14 protein-coding genes and 1 pseudogene (1 of these 15 cut by a window edge) are annotated in these 15,242 nt (G+C 70.6%); 8 read left to right on the forward strand and 7 right to left on the reverse strand.

The window, feature by feature from the left end; genetic code table 11:
• From M6G65_RS24540 to metB, 5 genes and pseudogenes are all read left to right on the forward strand, one after another.
• Window positions 1-521 carry the final stretch of a putative bifunctional diguanylate cyclase/phosphodiesterase gene (locus M6G65_RS24540; protein ID WP_238195854.1) on the forward strand. 1,207 nt of this gene lie to the left of the window's left edge, so the window shows 521 of its 1,728 coding nt (coding positions 1,208-1,728); the start codon falls outside the window, past its left edge; the stop codon is at window positions 519-521.
• 25 nt (window positions 522-546) lie between these two features.
• On the forward strand, window positions 547-1,452 hold the full coding sequence (locus tag M6G65_RS24545) for a BLUF domain-containing protein (protein ID WP_238195855.1): 906 nt from the start codon (window positions 547-549) through the stop codon (window positions 1,450-1,452).
• Window positions 1,453-1,586: 134 nt separating this feature from the next.
• Window positions 1,587-2,699 (forward strand): catalase family peroxidase, encoded by a 1,113-nt coding sequence (locus M6G65_RS24550; RefSeq protein WP_238195856.1) that lies wholly within the window; start codon window positions 1,587-1,589, stop codon window positions 2,697-2,699.
• Window positions 2,696-3,258: pseudogene (locus tag M6G65_RS24555) on the forward strand (cytochrome b). The gene M6G65_RS24550 and the pseudogene M6G65_RS24555 overlap by 4 nt, the downstream one beginning before the upstream one ends.
• Window positions 3,259-3,335: 77 nt before the next feature.
• Window positions 3,336-4,496 (forward strand): cystathionine gamma-synthase, encoded by a 1,161-nt coding sequence (gene metB, locus M6G65_RS24560; RefSeq protein ID WP_250103006.1) that lies wholly within the window; start codon window positions 3,336-3,338, stop codon window positions 4,494-4,496.
• A 10-nt stretch (window positions 4,497-4,506) separates the two neighbouring features.
• On the opposite strand, the gene M6G65_RS24565 is transcribed toward metB, so the two are convergent.
• Entirely contained in the window at window positions 4,507-5,262 is a 756-nt protein-coding gene (locus M6G65_RS24565) for a hypothetical protein (protein WP_238195859.1), read from the reverse strand.
• Between the two features lie 154 nt (window positions 5,263-5,416).
• Between M6G65_RS24565 and M6G65_RS24570 the strand changes: the two genes are divergently transcribed.
• Together M6G65_RS24570 and M6G65_RS24575 are read left to right on the forward strand one after the other, a co-directional pair.
• The gene (locus M6G65_RS24570; protein ID WP_250103007.1) at window positions 5,417-6,505 is read left to right on the forward strand and encodes a CgeB family protein; all 1,089 of its coding nucleotides are present in this window, start codon (window positions 5,417-5,419) and stop codon (window positions 6,503-6,505) included.
• 1 nt (window position 6,506) lies between these two features.
• Window positions 6,507-7,307: a nucleotidyltransferase family protein gene (locus M6G65_RS24575; RefSeq protein ID WP_238195861.1), complete on the forward strand. Its 801-nt coding sequence runs from the start codon at window positions 6,507-6,509 to the stop codon at window positions 7,305-7,307.
• A gap of 301 nt (window positions 7,308-7,608) precedes the next feature.
• Here the strand turns inward: M6G65_RS24575 and M6G65_RS24580 are convergent, their stop codons facing one another.
• The 4 genes from M6G65_RS24580 to M6G65_RS24595 all read right to left on the reverse strand — a co-directional run bounded on the left by M6G65_RS24580 (window position 7,609) and on the right by M6G65_RS24595 (window position 12,349).
• Entirely contained in the window at window positions 7,609-9,306 is a 1,698-nt protein-coding gene (locus M6G65_RS24580; protein ID WP_250103008.1) for a methyl-accepting chemotaxis protein, read from the reverse strand.
• 437 nt (window positions 9,307-9,743) lie between these two features.
• Window positions 9,744-10,964, reverse strand: a complete 1,221-nt coding sequence (locus M6G65_RS24585) for a TadE/TadG family type IV pilus assembly protein (protein WP_250103009.1) — start codon at window positions 10,962-10,964, stop codon at window positions 9,744-9,746.
• Between the two features lie 79 nt (window positions 10,965-11,043).
• The gene (locus tag M6G65_RS24590; protein WP_238195864.1) at window positions 11,044-11,601 is read right to left on the reverse strand and encodes a TadE/TadG family type IV pilus assembly protein; all 558 of its coding nucleotides are present in this window, start codon (window positions 11,599-11,601) and stop codon (window positions 11,044-11,046) included.
• A gap of 76 nt (window positions 11,602-11,677) precedes the next feature.
• Entirely contained in the window at window positions 11,678-12,349 is a 672-nt protein-coding gene (locus M6G65_RS24595; protein WP_238195865.1) for a TadE/TadG family type IV pilus assembly protein, read from the reverse strand.
• A 611-nt stretch (window positions 12,350-12,960) separates the two neighbouring features.
• Between M6G65_RS24595 and M6G65_RS24600 the strand changes: the two genes are divergently transcribed.
• On the forward strand, window positions 12,961-14,001 hold the full coding sequence (locus M6G65_RS24600) for a phytanoyl-CoA dioxygenase family protein (protein ID WP_250103010.1): 1,041 nt from the start codon (window positions 12,961-12,963) through the stop codon (window positions 13,999-14,001).
• A 23-nt stretch (window positions 14,002-14,024) separates the two neighbouring features.
• Here the strand turns inward: M6G65_RS24600 and M6G65_RS24605 are convergent, their stop codons facing one another.
• Together M6G65_RS24605 and M6G65_RS24610 are read right to left on the reverse strand one after the other, a co-directional pair.
• The gene (locus tag M6G65_RS24605) at window positions 14,025-14,762 is read right to left on the reverse strand and encodes a Crp/Fnr family transcriptional regulator (RefSeq protein ID WP_238195867.1); all 738 of its coding nucleotides are present in this window, start codon (window positions 14,760-14,762) and stop codon (window positions 14,025-14,027) included.
• Window positions 14,762-15,142, reverse strand: coding sequence for a response regulator (locus M6G65_RS24610; protein ID WP_238195868.1), 381 nt, complete (start codon window positions 15,140-15,142; stop codon window positions 14,762-14,764). The genes M6G65_RS24605 and M6G65_RS24610 overlap by 1 nt, the downstream gene beginning before the upstream one ends.
• Window positions 15,143-15,242 lie beyond the last annotated feature (100 nt).

Raw genomic sequence — 15,242 nt, forward strand, 5'->3', positions numbered from 1 at the left:
CCTGGCCGGCCCACATGTCGGTGGCGGTGAACGTGTCGCCCGCGCAGTTCAAGAGCGACCGGCTCGTCGAGACCATCATCTCGGCCCTGGCCAGCTCGGGCCTGCCGGCCCGGCGCCTGGAGGTGGAGATCACCGAGGGCGTGCTGCTGCAGGAGAACGAGAAGACGCTCCAGACCCTGCACCGGCTCCGGGAGCTCGGGGTGCGCGTCTCCATGGACGATTTCGGCACCGGCTACTCGTCGCTGAGCTACCTGCGCTCGTTCCCGTTCGACAAGATCAAGATCGACCGCTCCTTCGTGAAGGACCTGACCAGCAAGCCTGACGGCGAGGCGATCATCCGGGCGATCGCCGGCCTCGGCAAGAGCCTCGGGATGACCACGGTCGCCGAGGGCGTGGAGACCTCCGAGCAGATGCAGCGCATCCGCCTGGAGGGCTGCACCGACGTCCAGGGCTACCTGATCAGCAAGCCCATCCCCACCGAAGACCTCGCCCAGGTCTTCGCCAGCTACCCGCAGGCCTGACCCTCTTTCTCCCGGACGCACCGCCATGAGCGACCTCTACCGCCTCGTCTACGCCAGCAAGAACCTGCTCCAGGGACCGGAAGCCGAGGTGACGGCGGCGGTCCGCCAGATCCTGGACGCCTCGCAGCGGAACAACCGGGAGGTCGGCGTGACCGGCGCGCTGATGTTCAACGCGGGCGCCTTCGCGCAGGTGCTGGAGGGCCCGCGCCGGGGAGTCGAGGCGACGTTCGAGCGGATCCAGCGCGATCTCCGCCACAGCGACGTGACGGTCCTGCAATGCGGACCGGCCGAGAGCCGCGGCTTCACCAACTGGTCGATGGCCTTCGTGGGCCAGTCGTCGCACGGGCAGGCCCGGTTTAACAGCCTCGCCTCCGAGAGCGGGTTCGATCTCACGCGTCTCGACGGCGACCGGGTCTTCGCCATGCTGCACGGCCTGGTCATGGAGGAGGAAGGGATCCCGGCCGCCGAGCTGGCCGCGCCGACCGCCGCGCCGGCACCCGAGACGCGCGGTGCGGCCGGGCTCGACGTCGCACAGGTGCGGGCCGAGATTGCCCAGCTCCGTCCGGATTCGGGGATGGCGGCCGCCGATATCCCGCCGGCGCCCGCCGCCGCGGAGGCGCGGCCCCGGAGCGAGGCGGCCCGGCCCGCCGGGGCCCGCGGGGCGACCGAGGCGGCCCTGTCGGTGCTCAAGGCGGCGCTGGCGAGCGAGCGGCAGCGCACCACCGACCTGCGGGCCGAGATCGACGCCCTTCAGGTCGCCCTGGCCGCGGCCGAGGACCGGCTCGGCGCCATGCGCGGCGCCCGCGACCTCTGGGCCGGGCGGGCCCGGCTTCTCGCCCAGGCCATGGCCCAGGAGGCCGCCGGCCTGGAGGACGGGGCCGAGGCCCAGGACAGCGCGCCGGCCGCGCAGGTCGAGAGCCGCGCCGCCTGACCGGGTCGGCGGGCGCGCCCCGCAGGGCGCAACCCCCTGCCCCCGCCAGCGCATGGCTCGGACCGGGCCGCGCGTGAAACCGCCACGTCCCGCGGTCGAATAGGCCCCATCGCGGCCTGTTGCCGACGGACTCGATGACGCTTCTGAACGACCTCACCGGGGCTCCGCCCGGGATGAGCCCGCGCGCCCTGCTGCTGCGCCTCGCCGCCATCGGCGCTGTGGTCGGCACGACGGCCGGCGCCTTCGCGGCCGCGGGGGGCTGGCTCTCGCCCGGCCGCCTCACCCCGGCGCGGGTCGTCGACCGCTTCGAGCAGGTGAACGGGCCGCATCCCGGTTTCCGGCGCAACCACGCCAAGGGCCTGTGCGTGGCGGGCACCTTCACCGGCAACGGCGCCGGATTGCGGCTGTCCCGGGCGGGCGTGTTCCCGGCGGGACGCGTGACGCCCGTCGAGGGGCGGGTCGCGCTGGCGGGCGGCCAGCCCTACGCGGCGGATGCCGGGGCCACCGTACGCAGCCTCGCCCTGCGCTTCCGTCTCCCGGACGGCGAGGAATGGCGCACCGGCGTGAACAATATCCCGGTCTTCCCCGTGCGCACCCCGGAGGATTTCTACGAACAGCTCCGCGCCGCCCAGCCCGATCCCGCCACCGGCAAGCCGGACCCGGAGCGCCTGAAGGCCTTCTTCGCCGCGCATCCCGAGAGCGCCAAGGCCGCCGCGCTGATCAAGGCCCGGATGGTGACATCGGGCTTTGCCGACAGCACCTACTGGAGCCTCAACGCCTTCCGGTTCGTGGCCGCCGACGGCAACACGCGGGCGGTGCGCTGGGCCTTCGTCCCGGACGGCATTTCGGCGCCCGAGACGGCCGCCCAGGCCGCGCAGGGCGACAAGAACTACCTGTTCGACGCGCTCGCCGCGCAGCTGCGGCAGGGCCCGCAACGCTGGCATCTCGTCGTGACGCTCGCGCAGGCGGAGGATCCGACCGCCGACGCGACCCGGCCCTGGCCCGCGGAGCGCGAGGCCATGGATCTCGGCACCCTGACCCTCACGGAAGCGACGCCCGAGGCGGCCGGCAATTGCCGCGACATCAACTTCGATCCCCTGGTGCTGCCGGACGGCATCGCGCCGAGCGACGACCCGCTCCTGAGCGCCCGCTCGGCCGCCTACGCGCAATCCTTCACCCGCCGCGCCGGCGAGGCGAAGACGCCCAGCGCCGTCACGGACGGACCGCACCGGGGAGCCGGCCTATGACCGCCCCCGCCCGCTTCAACCGACCGGCGCGCCTGCTCCACTGGGGCATGGCGGCGCTGATCCTGGCCATGCTGCTGATCGGCGTCGCCATGGTCGCCTCGCTGGCCGACTACCACGCGCTGGTGGCGCTGCATCGGCCGCTCGGCATCCTGATCCTGCTGCTGGCCGTGCTGCGGCTGGCGAACCGCTGGCGGCGCCCACCCCGCCCCTGCCGCAGGACCTGCCGGCCTGGCAGCGTCGGGCCGCGCACGGCTCGCATCTCCTGCTCTACGCCCTGATGCTGGCGATGCCGCTGGTCGGCTGGGCCATGCTGTCGGCGGGCCGCTATCCGATCGTGCTCGCCGGCCCGGTCGTGTTGCCGCCGATCCTGCCAGGGAACCCGATGCTCTACGCGACCCTGCGGCAGCTCCACACCGTGCTGGCCTACGGCCTGTTCGGCGTGATCCTCGCCCATCTGGGGGCGGCACTGTTGCACGGGCTGATCCGCCGGGACGGCGTCTTCGCCAGCATGGCACCCTGGCGACCGCGCCGGGCCGACCTGCCCGTTGGGAAGACCTGATCGGCAGGATCGTTCTCTTGAAAGCCGGATCCGTTCTCCATAAAGAACGCGCCACGGATCCGGCGAGGAGAGAATCGATGTCCGAGGGATTAGCGGCCCGCACCGTCGCGGCGGCGAACGGCGTGGCCCAGGATGCGGCCTTCGGGGCCGTGATCGCGCCGATCCACCTGTCGGCGACCTTCAAGTTCCCGGTCTTCGAGCAGCCTGGACCCTACGATTACTCGCGCCTCGGCAACCCGACGCGGGACGCGCTGGCCGACACGATCGCCAAGCTCGAGGGCGGCGCCCGGGCCGTCATGGTCGCCAGCGGCATGGCGGCCCTCGACCTCGCCCTGTCGAGCCTGCGGCCGGGCGACCTGCTCGTCGCCCCGCATGATTGCTACGGCGGGACGCATCGCCTGCTCAGCTTCCGCAGCGCCCGGGGCCATTACCGGGTCGCCTTCGTCGACCAGACCGATCCGGACGCGCTCGCGGCGGCGCTGGCCGAGCGGCCGAAGGTCGTGCTCGTCGAGACGCCGAGCAACCCGCTGATGCGGGTCGTGGATATCCGCCGCATCACCGCGGACGCGAAGGCCGTGGGCGCGCTGGCGGTGGTCGACAATACCTTCCTGTCGCCGGCCCTGCAGCAGCCGATCGCCCTCGGGGCGGATCTCGTCGTCCACTCCACCACCAAGTTCCTGAACGGCCATTCCGATGTCATCGGCGGGGCGGTGATCGCCGCCGACAAGGCTGTGGGCGAGGAGCTGGCCGCCTGGGCGAACACGATCGGCGTCACCGGCTCGCCGCTGGACGCCTATCTGACCCTGCGGGGCCTGCGCACCCTGTTCGTCCGGGTGGAGCAGCAGCAGAAGAACGCCGCGGCCCTGGCCGCCTTCCTCGACGCACATCCCGCGGTGTCCCGCGTGCATTATCCGGGTCTGCCCACGCATCCGGGACACGCCCTGGCCAAGACCCAGCAGGCGGGCTTCGGCGCCATGCTGAGCTTCGAGCTGGCGGGCGGGCGCGACGCGGTAAAAAGCTTCGTCGCGGCGCTCCGGGTGTTCACGCTGGCCGAGTCGCTGGGCGGCGTCGAGAGCCTGGTCGCCCATCCGCCGACCATGACGCATGCCGCGATGGATCCGGATGCGCGGACGATCGCCGGCATCACCGACGGTCTGCTGCGCCTGTCGGTGGGACTAGAGGCCGAGGCCGACCTCCTGGCCGACCTGTCGCGGGCCCTGGAGGCCGTGGGCGGCTGAGCCTGTCGGCTCATGCCTCCTCGATTACCTCGAAGCCCGACTCGTCCTCGACCACGCGGAACCGAGACTGTCGCAGCGTCTGGGAGCGCTCGGCCGCCTCGTCGCGGCACTTGTCGACATGGACCGCCCGGTTGACGACCTGCAGGTTCGGCGTGCCCCAATAGGCGAGCAGCTCCGGCCAGGGCCGGGTGCGGTGCTCGCGCCAGACCCGGTAGAGCGGCAGGGCGTGGTCGACCTCGGCACTGCGCAGCAGCCGCTTGCCGGAGGTCGCGCAGCGGTGACGCTGGCGGAGCTTCAGCACCCGCACCTGCGCATGCGGGGCGATCCAGAACTTCCAGGCGGCGACACAGGCCGCGTGCCAGGCCGCGTTGGCGTTCGGCTGGCCGCGGTTCCACAGGTCTTGGTGCCAGCCGAACTTGTAGACCGGCTGGCCGCAGATGCAGCAGGCGCCCCGCCCCCGGGCGAAGGCCGGATCGCGGTAGGGCGCGGGCGGCATCCGGAAGCTGCCGGCGCGGCCCTCTGCGCCGAGCTGCCACGTCCAGCCATCGGGCGTCCCCGACCGGGCCGCCAGGGCGCGCGCCAGCCGGTCGGCCCGGAGGATGTGGGCGCGCCAGTAGCTCTCGACGGCGAGCCGCGGCGTCGGCGGGATCAGGGGCCGCGCCAGGGCGTGCTGCAGGACCGGCGCGGGAAAGACCGCCGGCAGGGCCCGCTCCAGCCGCGCCCGGGCCTTCTCGTTCCGAAGATCGCGCCAGCTCGATGTCGTCATGCTGTGACGTTGCTAGCCCGCCGCGCCCGGACCGGCGAGGACGCCGGAGCCACAGGGCCGGGCTCTCGTGCCGGCGACCGAACCAGAGCCGTTCCGTGAGGTTCTCCCTTCGGCCTTCCCATACGGGCTGGGGCCGGATGGAACAGGAGCGCGGGTGAAGATCGTCGTCTTCGGTCTGACCGTGAGCTCGTCCTGGGGCAACGGTCACGCCACCCTCTGGCGGGGACTGTGCCGGGCCATGGCCCGGCGCGGCCACCGGGTCGTGTTCTTCGAGCGCGACGTTCCGTACTACCGCGAACACCGCGATCTGACGGCGCTGCCGGGTGGCGACCTCGTGCTGTACGAGGCGTTCTCCGAGATCCGCGACCGCGCCGTGCGGGAGGTCGCCACGGCCGATGCGGCCCTGGTCACGTCCTATTGCCCGGATGCAAGCGCCGCCACCGAGATCGTGCTGGCGGCGCCCCGGGCCCGGCGCGTCTTCTACGATCTCGACACCCCCGTGACCCTGGCGCGCCTGCGGGCCGGCGAGACGGTGGACTATGTCGGTCCCGGCGGTCTGGCGGGGTTCGACCTCGTCCTCAGCTACACGGGTGGGGCGGCGCTCGACGCGCTGCGCGACGATCTCGGCGCCCGGTGCGCCCGGCCGCTCTACGGGCATGTCGACCCGGAGGTCCATCGCCCGGCGGCGCCGCAGCCGCAGTACCGCGCCGACCTCTCCTATCTCGGCACCTACGCGGCCGACCGGCAGGCGGCTCTGACCGAACTCTTCGTGGAACCGGCCCGGCAGCGCCCGGAGCAGCGCTTCCTGATCGGCGGCGCGCAATACCCGGCGGATTTTCCCTGGACGGAGAACATCCACTTCGTCCGCCACCTGCCGCCGAGGGAGCACCCGGCCTTCTTCTCCGCCTCGCGCCTCACCCTCAACGTCACCCGCGCCGCGATGGCCGCCATGGGCTGGTGCCCCTCCGGCCGCCTGTTCGAGGCGAGCGCCTGCGGCACCGCGCTGATCAGCGATGCCTGGGCGGGTCTCGACGCCTTCTTCCGGCCCGGCGAGGAGATCCTCATCGCCCGCGACCGGGCCGACGTGCTGGCGGCGCTCGACAGAAGCGAGGCCGAGATCCGCCGCATCGCCGAGGCGGGCCGAGCCCGCACCCTGGCGGACCACACCGCGGAGCGGCGCCTCGGCGATTTCGAGCGCGCGCTGGCGGAACGCGATTGTCCCGAACCCGCGGAGTGCGCCTGACATGTGGGGGATCGTACCGGCAGCCGGGCGGGGGAGCCGAATCCAGCCCCTCGCCTTCTCGAAGGAGCTGCTCCCGGTGGGCAGTCGCCTGCGCGACGGGGTTGAGCGGCCCTGCGCGGTCAGCGAGCACTTGGTCGAGCGGATGATCCGCGGCGGCGCGCGCAAGATCTGCTTTGTGATCTCCCCGGGCAAGTCGGACATCGTCGAGTATTTCGGCGCCGGCTACGGCGAGACCCCGATCGCCTACGTGGTGCAGCCGCGGCCGAGCGGCCTGTGCGACGCGATCTTCTCCGCCCTGCCGCTGATCGCCCCGGACGAGCCGGTGATCGTCGGCCTGCCGGACACGATCTGGCTGCCTCAGGACGCGCTGATCCAGCTGCCCGACGACACCCTGTCGTTCCTGCTCTTCCCCGTCGAGCGGCCGGAGAATTTCGACGCGGTGGTGACGGACCGGAGCGGCGCGGTGCGCGAGATCCAGGTCAAGCAGCCGGACGCCGCCACCAACTGGATCTGGGGCGCGTTCAAGATGCCGGGTCGCGTGCTGATCGAGCTGCACGCGCTCTGGCGCGCCCGGCTCTGCGCCGACGAGTATATCGGCACCCTGGTCAACGCCTATCTGGCGGCGGGGGGCCGGGCGCTGGGCGTGCGCGCGGGCTCGGCCTATGTCGATGTCGGGACGCTGGACGGCTATCGCGCGGCCATGACGCTCCTGACCGGCCCGGACGAGGCCGCCGCGCAGGCGCGGCTGACTCTGGGCACGCCGGCCGCGCAGGCTCCGGCCGCTCTGAGACCTGGGGGGTGAGCGCGGCGGGCTTGGTTAATGTTTCATGTGAAACATTTTGGTGTGCGCTTGGGCCACCGTTCCGGCCCTCGCGGCGCGGTCCCGGTGCCCTGCGCGTCCTGATCAGGACGCGGACCCGCGACGAGGTTCCGATGCCGTCGTTCCGTTTGGGTTTCCAGCCGGCGTTTTAGACGCCTTGCCGCGCACGAAGCGAAGCAACCCGGGGAAGCGCGAGGCTGGTGATCCTGGCGCTGCCCTGGAGTGCTTCGCTCCGCTCGCAGAGACGCGGGCCGCAATTACCGGGTGGGCACGGTGTGAGCCCTCAGGCGGCCCGCACCGTGGCGAGGAAGCGCGTGACCTCCGCCCCGAGGTGCTCGGACTGGCGCGAGAGCTCGGACGCCGCCGACAGAACCTGACTGGCGGCCGCCCCCGTCTCCTCCGAGGCCCGGGCCACGCCGACGATGTTGCTCGTCACCTCTCCGGCGCCCATCGCCGCCTGGCTGACGTTCCGGACGATCTCCTGCGTCGCCGCCCCCTGCTGCTCCACCGCCGCCGCGATGCTGGTGGCGACCGCGTCGATCTCACGGATCTGGCCGGTGATGCCGCCGATGGCCGAAACCGCCTGGTGCGTGACCCCCTGAACCTCGCCGATCTGCCGGGCGATCTCCTCGGTGGCCTTGCCGGTCTGCTCGGCGAGCGCCTTCACCTCGGAGGCGACGACGGCGAAGCCGCGACCGGCCGCGCCGGCCCGCGCCGCCTCGATCGTGGCGTTGAGCGCCAGAAGGTTCGTCTGCCCGGCGATGCCCGAGATCATCCCGACCATGTCGCCGATCCGGGCCGAGGTCTGGCTGAGCGCCTGGACGAGGGCGGCCGTCTGATCCGCCGCCAGAACCGCCTGCTGTGCCAGGCGCGCCGAGCCGCTGACCTGCCGGCCGATCTCCTGAACGGAGCTCCCCAATTCCTCGGCGGCGGCCGCCACGGTGTTGACGTTCGAGGCCGCCTCTTCCGCCGCCGCCGCCACGGTGGTCGACTGGGTCGCCGTCTCGGTCGCGGTGGCGGTCATGGTGCTGGCGGTCGCCTGCAGCTCGGTGGCCGACGACGACACGGTGCCGACGATGCCGCCCACCGCGCGCTCGAAGCCGTCGGCCAGCTCGACCATCGTGCGCCGCCGCTCAGCCGCGGCCGCGGCGTCGGCGCGGCGCTTGATCTCCGCCTCCTCGGCGGCCTTGCGGGCGACCATCGCCTTGATGCCCTCGACCGCCCGGCCGACCGCGCCGATCTCGTCGCCGCGCGCGGCCTCCTTGATCTCCGAGTCGATCTCGCCCTGCGCCATGCGTTGCAGCACGGCGACCAGATTGGCGAGGGGACGGGTGATGCCCTGGATGACGATCGCACCGAGCAGGCCGAACGCGATCAGCAAGCCGAGTGCCGCGCCCAGCGTCAGGGTCCGGCGCGCGGCCTCGGCGGTCTCCCCCGCCTTGACCTTCGCAGCCTCCAGATCCCGGATATTGGCCTCGACCCGCTTGGTCACCGCCTCGGCGATCTTCATCCGCGCCGGACGGACCTCGGTGTTCGACACCGTCGCGGCGGCCTCGTTCTGGTTCTTGAGCCCGAGGGCGATGGAGCGCTCGGCCACGGCGAAGAAGTCGAGCAGGCCCGCCTTGATGCCCGCGTTGGTCGTCCGGCGCGTCTCGGTGTCGGCCATCGCGATGAGCCGATCGATCGCCGTCACGGCCCGTTCCTTGGCGGCCTTGAAGTGCTCGAGATGGTCCGCCATCACGACGGCATCCGTCTCGATGATGACGTTCTTCTCACGAATGATCGCCTCGTCCACGGCAGTCTCAAGGCGCAGCGCAATGATGGCGCGCATCGCCTGCACGTCGACGATCTCGCGCGTATTGTCCTCCAGAGCACTGAGATTTACGCGCGCAATGAGCACGACGCTTCCGGCAACAATCGCCAATATCGAAGCCGGTATTGCGAGTTTTACGATGATCCTGAGGTTGCGGAATAAAGACATGATCCCAGCCCCCGCCGGGGGTTGCAGCAACAACCCGCAGACTCGTTAAGTGACATCTAAAACCTGATGCGCATTAATTAATGAATTGCGAATTCAGAAACTACGCGGAAACAAACGCGCAGAATAGTGACATTCCCGGCAGCACGCACGGAACGGCTCTTTAATCCGCCCGTCGATGCCGTGATCACCAAAATGTACGCGTGACCCGTCGCCGCCTCTCAGGACGGGAGAACCGAGAGGGAGAGCGAAGGCGCGGCGTGGATCAACGGCTGAATGATCGCGAGCCGTGCTCGCATTGGTCACGGCTGAACCGCCGGAGGCAAGGCTCGGGTCCGCCGCAATGTGCGGCCGCCTGGGTGGCGATGCGCCGACCCTCGTGAGCGAACGTCCGCTTCCGGACCGCACGACACGTCGCGGGTGACCGCGACCGGCCGGCCTCAATTGGTGATGCGCACCGACGCCAGGGCTGCGCTGAACAGCTGCTGCATCGCCTGGTTGATGTCGCCATCCGTCGAGACCGGGAAATACAGGCCGTCGCTCGCGCAGCTCTTCAGCAGGGGCCCGATGTTATTCTCGAAAGGCTTGACGTTCGTATTATAGAAGTCATTGTCATACAGCGGCAGATATTGCGTGTAGATGATACCGATCCGGATGTTGCTGTTCTTCATCGCCTGGCAGGTCGAGGGGCTGATCGGGCTGATGAACCGGTTGCTGTTGATCTTGAAGCCGGAACTCGCATTGCTCATCGTGCCGTCGATGGGCGTGTCCTGGACACCGTCTGTGACGAAGAACAGGAACCGGATCGGATCGGCGGTGGTCACGCCGGTACCGCTGGCCGGGATCACGCTGGTCATCTTCGCCATTGCCCGCTCGTAGGCGGTCTGGCTGTCGCGCTGATCCTGGTAGGAATACGCCAGATCGATCTGGGCGGCCGCGGTGCCGACCTGATCCAGCGACGACGTCAGCTGGATCAGCCGGGTCTGGATGTCGCTGAAGGTCCACATTTCCATCCGGAACTGCTGTGTCAGGCTCATGCTCGACTTTGCGGAGGTCACCAGGTTGGCGACGGCGTCACGCAGGACCTGGATCCGGAGCTTGATGTTGTTTTTCTTGGCGATGTTGTAATTGTCCTTGGTGTTCTCGGTACCGTTGCTGTTGAGAAGATGGCACGCGAAGGCGCAGGCCGGCGAGGTCACGCGCTTCATGTTGGCGATGTCGGCGGTGGTGGCGGCGAGCCCCATCGACGGCGAGTTGTCCAGGAGCAGGTAGAAATCGATGTATTGCGCGACGTTGCGCACGCTGGCCGACTGGCCGGCGATTTTCATCGTCACGACGTTCATCATGCTGCCGAGCGTCGTCCGCACGGTGGCGGTGTAGGTGGCGGTCAGGCCGACCTGCGTGGCGCCCGGCGCCGGGGTCAGGACGAACGAGGTGATCGTCACGCCCGGGACCTTCGCGGCATCCGCCAGGAACTGCGTGCGGGCGTTGGTGAGCATGACGTCGGTGAGCGTGTTGGTCTTCTGGGTGATCACCCCCAGGACGGCGGCGTCGACCGCGACATCGAGCTGGGTCTTGGCGGCGTTGCGCCGGCCGAGGTCGATGGCCGCCCCGGACGCGAACAGCATCGGGATGGCCATGACGGCGAAGAGGATCGCCACCTGCCGCTTCGCGCCTGCCCGAAGCCGGCTTCGGACTCGGGCCGGCGCGCCCGGGCGGCAAGCCAGGCCGAGAGACGGATCAGAAGTTCGGGCACTTCGCGCCTCCCGGCATGATCACCTCGCCCTTGTCGAGGCGCTGGGCCCACGAGACCTGGCGGCTGAACACCAGTCCCCGCCCGCCGAAGATCGAGCGGAACAGGGTCGAGCCGATGACCGGCGTGTAGGAGAGGGAGACCTCGGCCAGGATGTACCGGGCGCCGTCGTACTGGAAGGTCGCGGGTGTCGCCGGCAATCCGTTGCTGCCGTTGAGGGTGAGGACGGGGCGGGCATTCTGCGGATAGCTGGAGCAGACGCCGCCGAGCAGGTTCCCGGAGACGTTCTCGACGCCCATGGCGTGAATGGCGACCTGCAGGTCCGTCGTCGGGTAGGGCCGCATGATCGCGCCGGACGCGTTCAGGATCGCAGCCATGTCGCTCACCGTCGGGCTGCCGTTGGTGGCGCGCCCGGACAGGTCGGCGATGGTGCGTGCGTAGAGCGTGGCCTTGCGGCTGGTGTCGACGGCCCGCACGAGCTCGGTCATGCCGAAGTAGAGCGCGACGAGCACCGGCAGGACGAGCGCGAACTCGATGGCCGCCACGCCGCGCGCGTCAGCCCGAAACCGAGTCGGCCGCCCGGCGAGGCTCGGCAAGACAGGGCGTGCAAGACAGGCCCGGTCACGAGCTGGATGGGCAGGCGTTGGTCGAGGTGAACGGCTCGACCTGGAAGACGGCGGCGGCCTGGAGGACGCGACGCCCATTGGGCAGCGTGGCCTTGGCCGCACCGAGCAGCGGGAAGAAGACCGGCATGTCGACCGCCGCCTGGACGACAATGACGTCACTCGCCCGCGCGCAGGTGTACGACGCGAAGCCCGCATTCCAGTCCGAGACCCCGGTGTTCGGATTGATCGCCGTCGCCTGCACGGGTGCGGCCGTGTCGAAGCTCGCGGCCTTCGTGATGCTGATGCGCACGTTGGCGCAGGGGAAGAGCGTGACCCGCGGCTTGCCGCCGGGGGAGCACATGGCGGTGCGGAAGTTGTTGAGCAGCGTCGTGGAATTGGTGACGCCGGCATTGTTCGCCTGGAACTGGCCCGTGTAGATCTGGCGGCCGGCATCGGTCACCGCCTGCTGCAGGATCTCCTGCGCGAAATAGGTGATGCCGGCCTCCAGGGTGGCTCCGACCAGCGCCAGGAACGGCAACGCCACGATCGCGAACTCGACCGCCGAGGCGCCGTCCCGGCTGCGGGAAAAGGCCAGCAGGATGCGAGGCCCCAGGGGCCCAGGTCCCAGGGGGCTAGGTCCCGGAAGGCGATCCGCCCCGGTCGTCTCCGAAGGCGTCGCACGGCTCATGATGGCTGCCGTCTTGAGACCGATCCACATCGCTGGTGTGTCGCGCGGCCGTCCGGGATCCCCGCCGGCATGCCCCCTGCCGCCGCGCAACGATGGCGGCCAGACCTTGCCAATTCGTTGCCAGTGGGGCTGGAATCCTGCGGCTGACCCGACAGATCGGCACGCCAGTATCAGATGATCCGAAGATGTTCTGCGCAGTCCGCGTGGCCCCGAGACCGGCTCGAACGGCCCCGGGGCGAGCCGCGCAGCGGCGGGATCGGCGTTCCTTGGGCAGGAACCCGCAGCCGGGTCGGGGCCGCCTGCGGGCAGGATTCCAGGTCGCGTGTCAGGGCGCCGACCGGTCGAGGCGCGACTTGGCGGGGGCAGGCGGCTCACCGGCTGCCGCGGGGCCGGCGGAGCCCTCCCCGGCCAAGCCTCGGGCGTGGCGCCTGGCGGCGAGCATCCCGAGATCGCAGCTGTCTCCGCCGAGCGGCGTTGCGCCCGCCTCACAGGCCGTTCCCAAATCTGCCTCAATGTGGCGTGACCTTGGAGCTTCAGTATCCAGCTAACTAACATCTGTTATTTTCAGCATCGCTTGGCTGTCGAGCCGATCAATTCTGGTGGAGACCTGCATGAGATCCCTCGCGCGTGTGGCGGCAGCACCGCTCTGGATCGCCCAGCTCATGACGGGCGCCAAATCCTTCGCCGACAATCCGATTCTCGGCTCGGAGCGGCTCAACCGGGCCGGGCTGCACACGCTCCGGGTGCGCCTCGCCCACGCCATGGCGGGTTTCCGGCGCCGCCAGCTCGCGCATCTCGTGAGCGCGCAAGATCAGGCCGACTTCGCCCGCGACGGCTTCATACGGCGCGCCGACTTCATGCCAGCCGACCTGCACAGGGCCGTCTACGCCGAGGTCACCAGCGTCACCGCCGAGGGGCGCGAGCAGGTTCAGGGTGACACCGTCACCCGCCGCATCCCCCTCGATCCCGAGACGCTCAAGCGGATGCCGGCCATGCGCCAGCTCCTCGCACTGCCGGAGTGGAACAACCTGCTGCGCTACGTGGCCAGCTTCAACTGCGAGCCGATCCTGACCGTGCAGACGATCCTGTCGCACGTCACCGACGCGCCGCCGGACCCGCAGACCAACTTCCACATCGATACGTTCCACCCGACCATGAAGGCTTGGCTGTTCCTCACCGACGTCGCCGCCGACGAGGGGCCGTTCACCTACGTGCCGGGCTCGCACCGCCTGACGAAGCGGCGGCTCGCCTGGGAGCGGCGCACCGCCATCAACGCGGCGAGCGGTCTCGACCGGCTGAGCGGCCGCGGCTCGTTCCGGGCGAGCCCGGCGGAGCTGAAGCGGATGGGCTATGCCGACCCGGTGGCCTTCGCGGTGCCGGGCAACACGCTGGTGGTGGGCGATACGGTGGGCTTCCACGCCCGCGGCCCGTCGCTGCGGCCGGCGGTGCGGATCGAGGTCTGGGCCTATGACCGGCACAACCCGTTCCTGCCGCTCGCCGGCTTCGATGTCTGGTCGCTCACCGGCCTCGCCCGGTGGCGCACCCGGATCGGGTGGTGGGTCCTCGACCGGCTTGAGCAACTGGGGCTTCGCAAGAACGTCTGGCGCCCGGTCGGGCCCCTCACCGCAGATGCGCCGCCCCGGATCGTCTGAGGCGCGGGAGGGCGCGCCCTCCCCTACGCGGCATCCCGCCCGATCAGCTGCAGATAGGCCGGGTCGAACTCGGCGAGCGCGCGCAGCCGGGGCAGGTCGAGGATGCGCAGGCGGCGCTTGCGCAGCTCGATCAGGCCCTCGCGCCGCATGTCCTGGAGCGAGCGGTTGACGTGGACACTGGTCAGGCCGGTCGTGTCGGCCAGATCGATCTGGGTGATCGGCAGGGAAAAGCCGTCCTCGCTGACGAGGCCCACCGCCCGCAGCCGCACGTGCAGCTCGCAGAACAGGTGCGCCAGACGCTCGATCGCCGAGCGGCGGCCGACGCTGACCAGCCACGCGCGGGCGACCGCCGCATCGATCCGGCGGCTCATCTGCAGGGCGGCGGCAAGACTCCGGGACGCCAGCAGTAGCTCGATCGCCTCCGGGGCGAGCCGGGCCACCCGGCAGGCGGAGAGGGTGCCGACGGCGTGATCCGACCAGGCCAGGGCGGCCGCGTCGAGGCCGCAGATGTCCCCGGGGATGAGATAGGCGGTGATCTGGCGCATGCCGGTCTTGCGCAGCTTGTAGCGGCAGGCGAACCCGTCGAGCACCAGGAAGGCGCCGTCGGCCGGCTCGTCCTGCCGGATCAGGTCGCTCGTCGCGGTGACCCAGCGCGAATCTGCCGTGATCGCGCGCAGCAGCGCGCGGTCCGCCTCCGGCAGCGGGCCGAAGCGGTCGAGCTTGGCGAGGACGGGATCGGCGGCGGCCAGGAGCGGCCGCATCAGCGTGGCGTTCCGGCGGGGTGCGGCAGCTGCGCGAGCAGATCGACGATGTCGCGCGTCCAGGCGGGCTTGCAGAGGCGCGGCGCGCCCGCGAAGGCGTCCGGCAGGGTCTCGTGGATTGCGGAAGCCGTGTGGACCACGAAGGGGATCTGCCGGCGGCGCAGCACCTGAGCCGCCGTCGCGCTGGACCGGCCGGCGAGCTGGACGTCGAGCACCGCCACGGCCGGCGTCCAGCCGGCGAGCCACGCCTCGACCGCGGCGGCCGTCCGGAGCGGTCCGACGACGTGGTAGCCGGCCGTCTCCAACGCGTCCGCCAGATCGAGGCCGAGGACCGGATCCGTCTCGGCGACGAGGACGAGGCGCTGCGGGGTCGGATCCATGGCTCTCCTTGACCATTCAGGGTTCGGTGTGCACCGATCGCTCCGAACCTGATCCGCCCTCCAAGTATTGATGGTCAACAAGGTAGGTTATCATCCTCCT

This window comes from Methylobacterium tardum (assembly GCF_023546765.1).
Classification (GTDB): Bacteria; Pseudomonadota; Alphaproteobacteria; order Rhizobiales; family Beijerinckiaceae; genus Methylobacterium; species Methylobacterium tardum.

What these genes read in the sequence shown, in the direction of transcription:
- M6G65_RS24545 (WP_238195855.1), top strand. Translation starts at nt 547, where the DNA reads ATGAGCGACCTCTACCGCCTCGTCTACGCCAGCAAGAACCTGCTCCAG.
- M6G65_RS24595 (WP_238195865.1), bottom strand. Translation starts at nt 12,349, where the DNA reads ATGAGCCGTGCGACGCCTTCGGAGACGACCGGGGCGGATCGCCTTCCG.
- M6G65_RS24600 (WP_250103010.1), top strand. Translation starts at nt 12,961, where the DNA reads ATGAGATCCCTCGCGCGTGTGGCGGCAGCACCGCTCTGGATCGCCCAG.
- M6G65_RS24565 (WP_238195859.1), bottom strand. Translation starts at nt 5,262, where the DNA reads ATGACGACATCGAGCTGGCGCGATCTTCGGAACGAGAAGGCCCGGGCG.
- M6G65_RS24605 (WP_238195867.1), bottom strand. Translation starts at nt 14,762, where the DNA reads ATGCGGCCGCTCCTGGCCGCCGCCGATCCCGTCCTCGCCAAGCTCGAC.
- M6G65_RS24550 (WP_238195856.1), top strand. Translation starts at nt 1,587, where the DNA reads ATGACGCTTCTGAACGACCTCACCGGGGCTCCGCCCGGGATGAGCCCG.
- M6G65_RS24580 (WP_250103008.1), bottom strand. Translation starts at nt 9,306, where the DNA reads ATGTCTTTATTCCGCAACCTCAGGATCATCGTAAAACTCGCAATACCG.
- M6G65_RS24610 (WP_238195868.1), bottom strand. Translation starts at nt 15,142, where the DNA reads ATGGATCCGACCCCGCAGCGCCTCGTCCTCGTCGCCGAGACGGATCCG.
- metB (WP_250103006.1), top strand. Translation starts at nt 3,336, where the DNA reads ATGTCCGAGGGATTAGCGGCCCGCACCGTCGCGGCGGCGAACGGCGTG.
- M6G65_RS24575 (WP_238195861.1), top strand. Translation starts at nt 6,507, where the DNA reads ATGTGGGGGATCGTACCGGCAGCCGGGCGGGGGAGCCGAATCCAGCCC.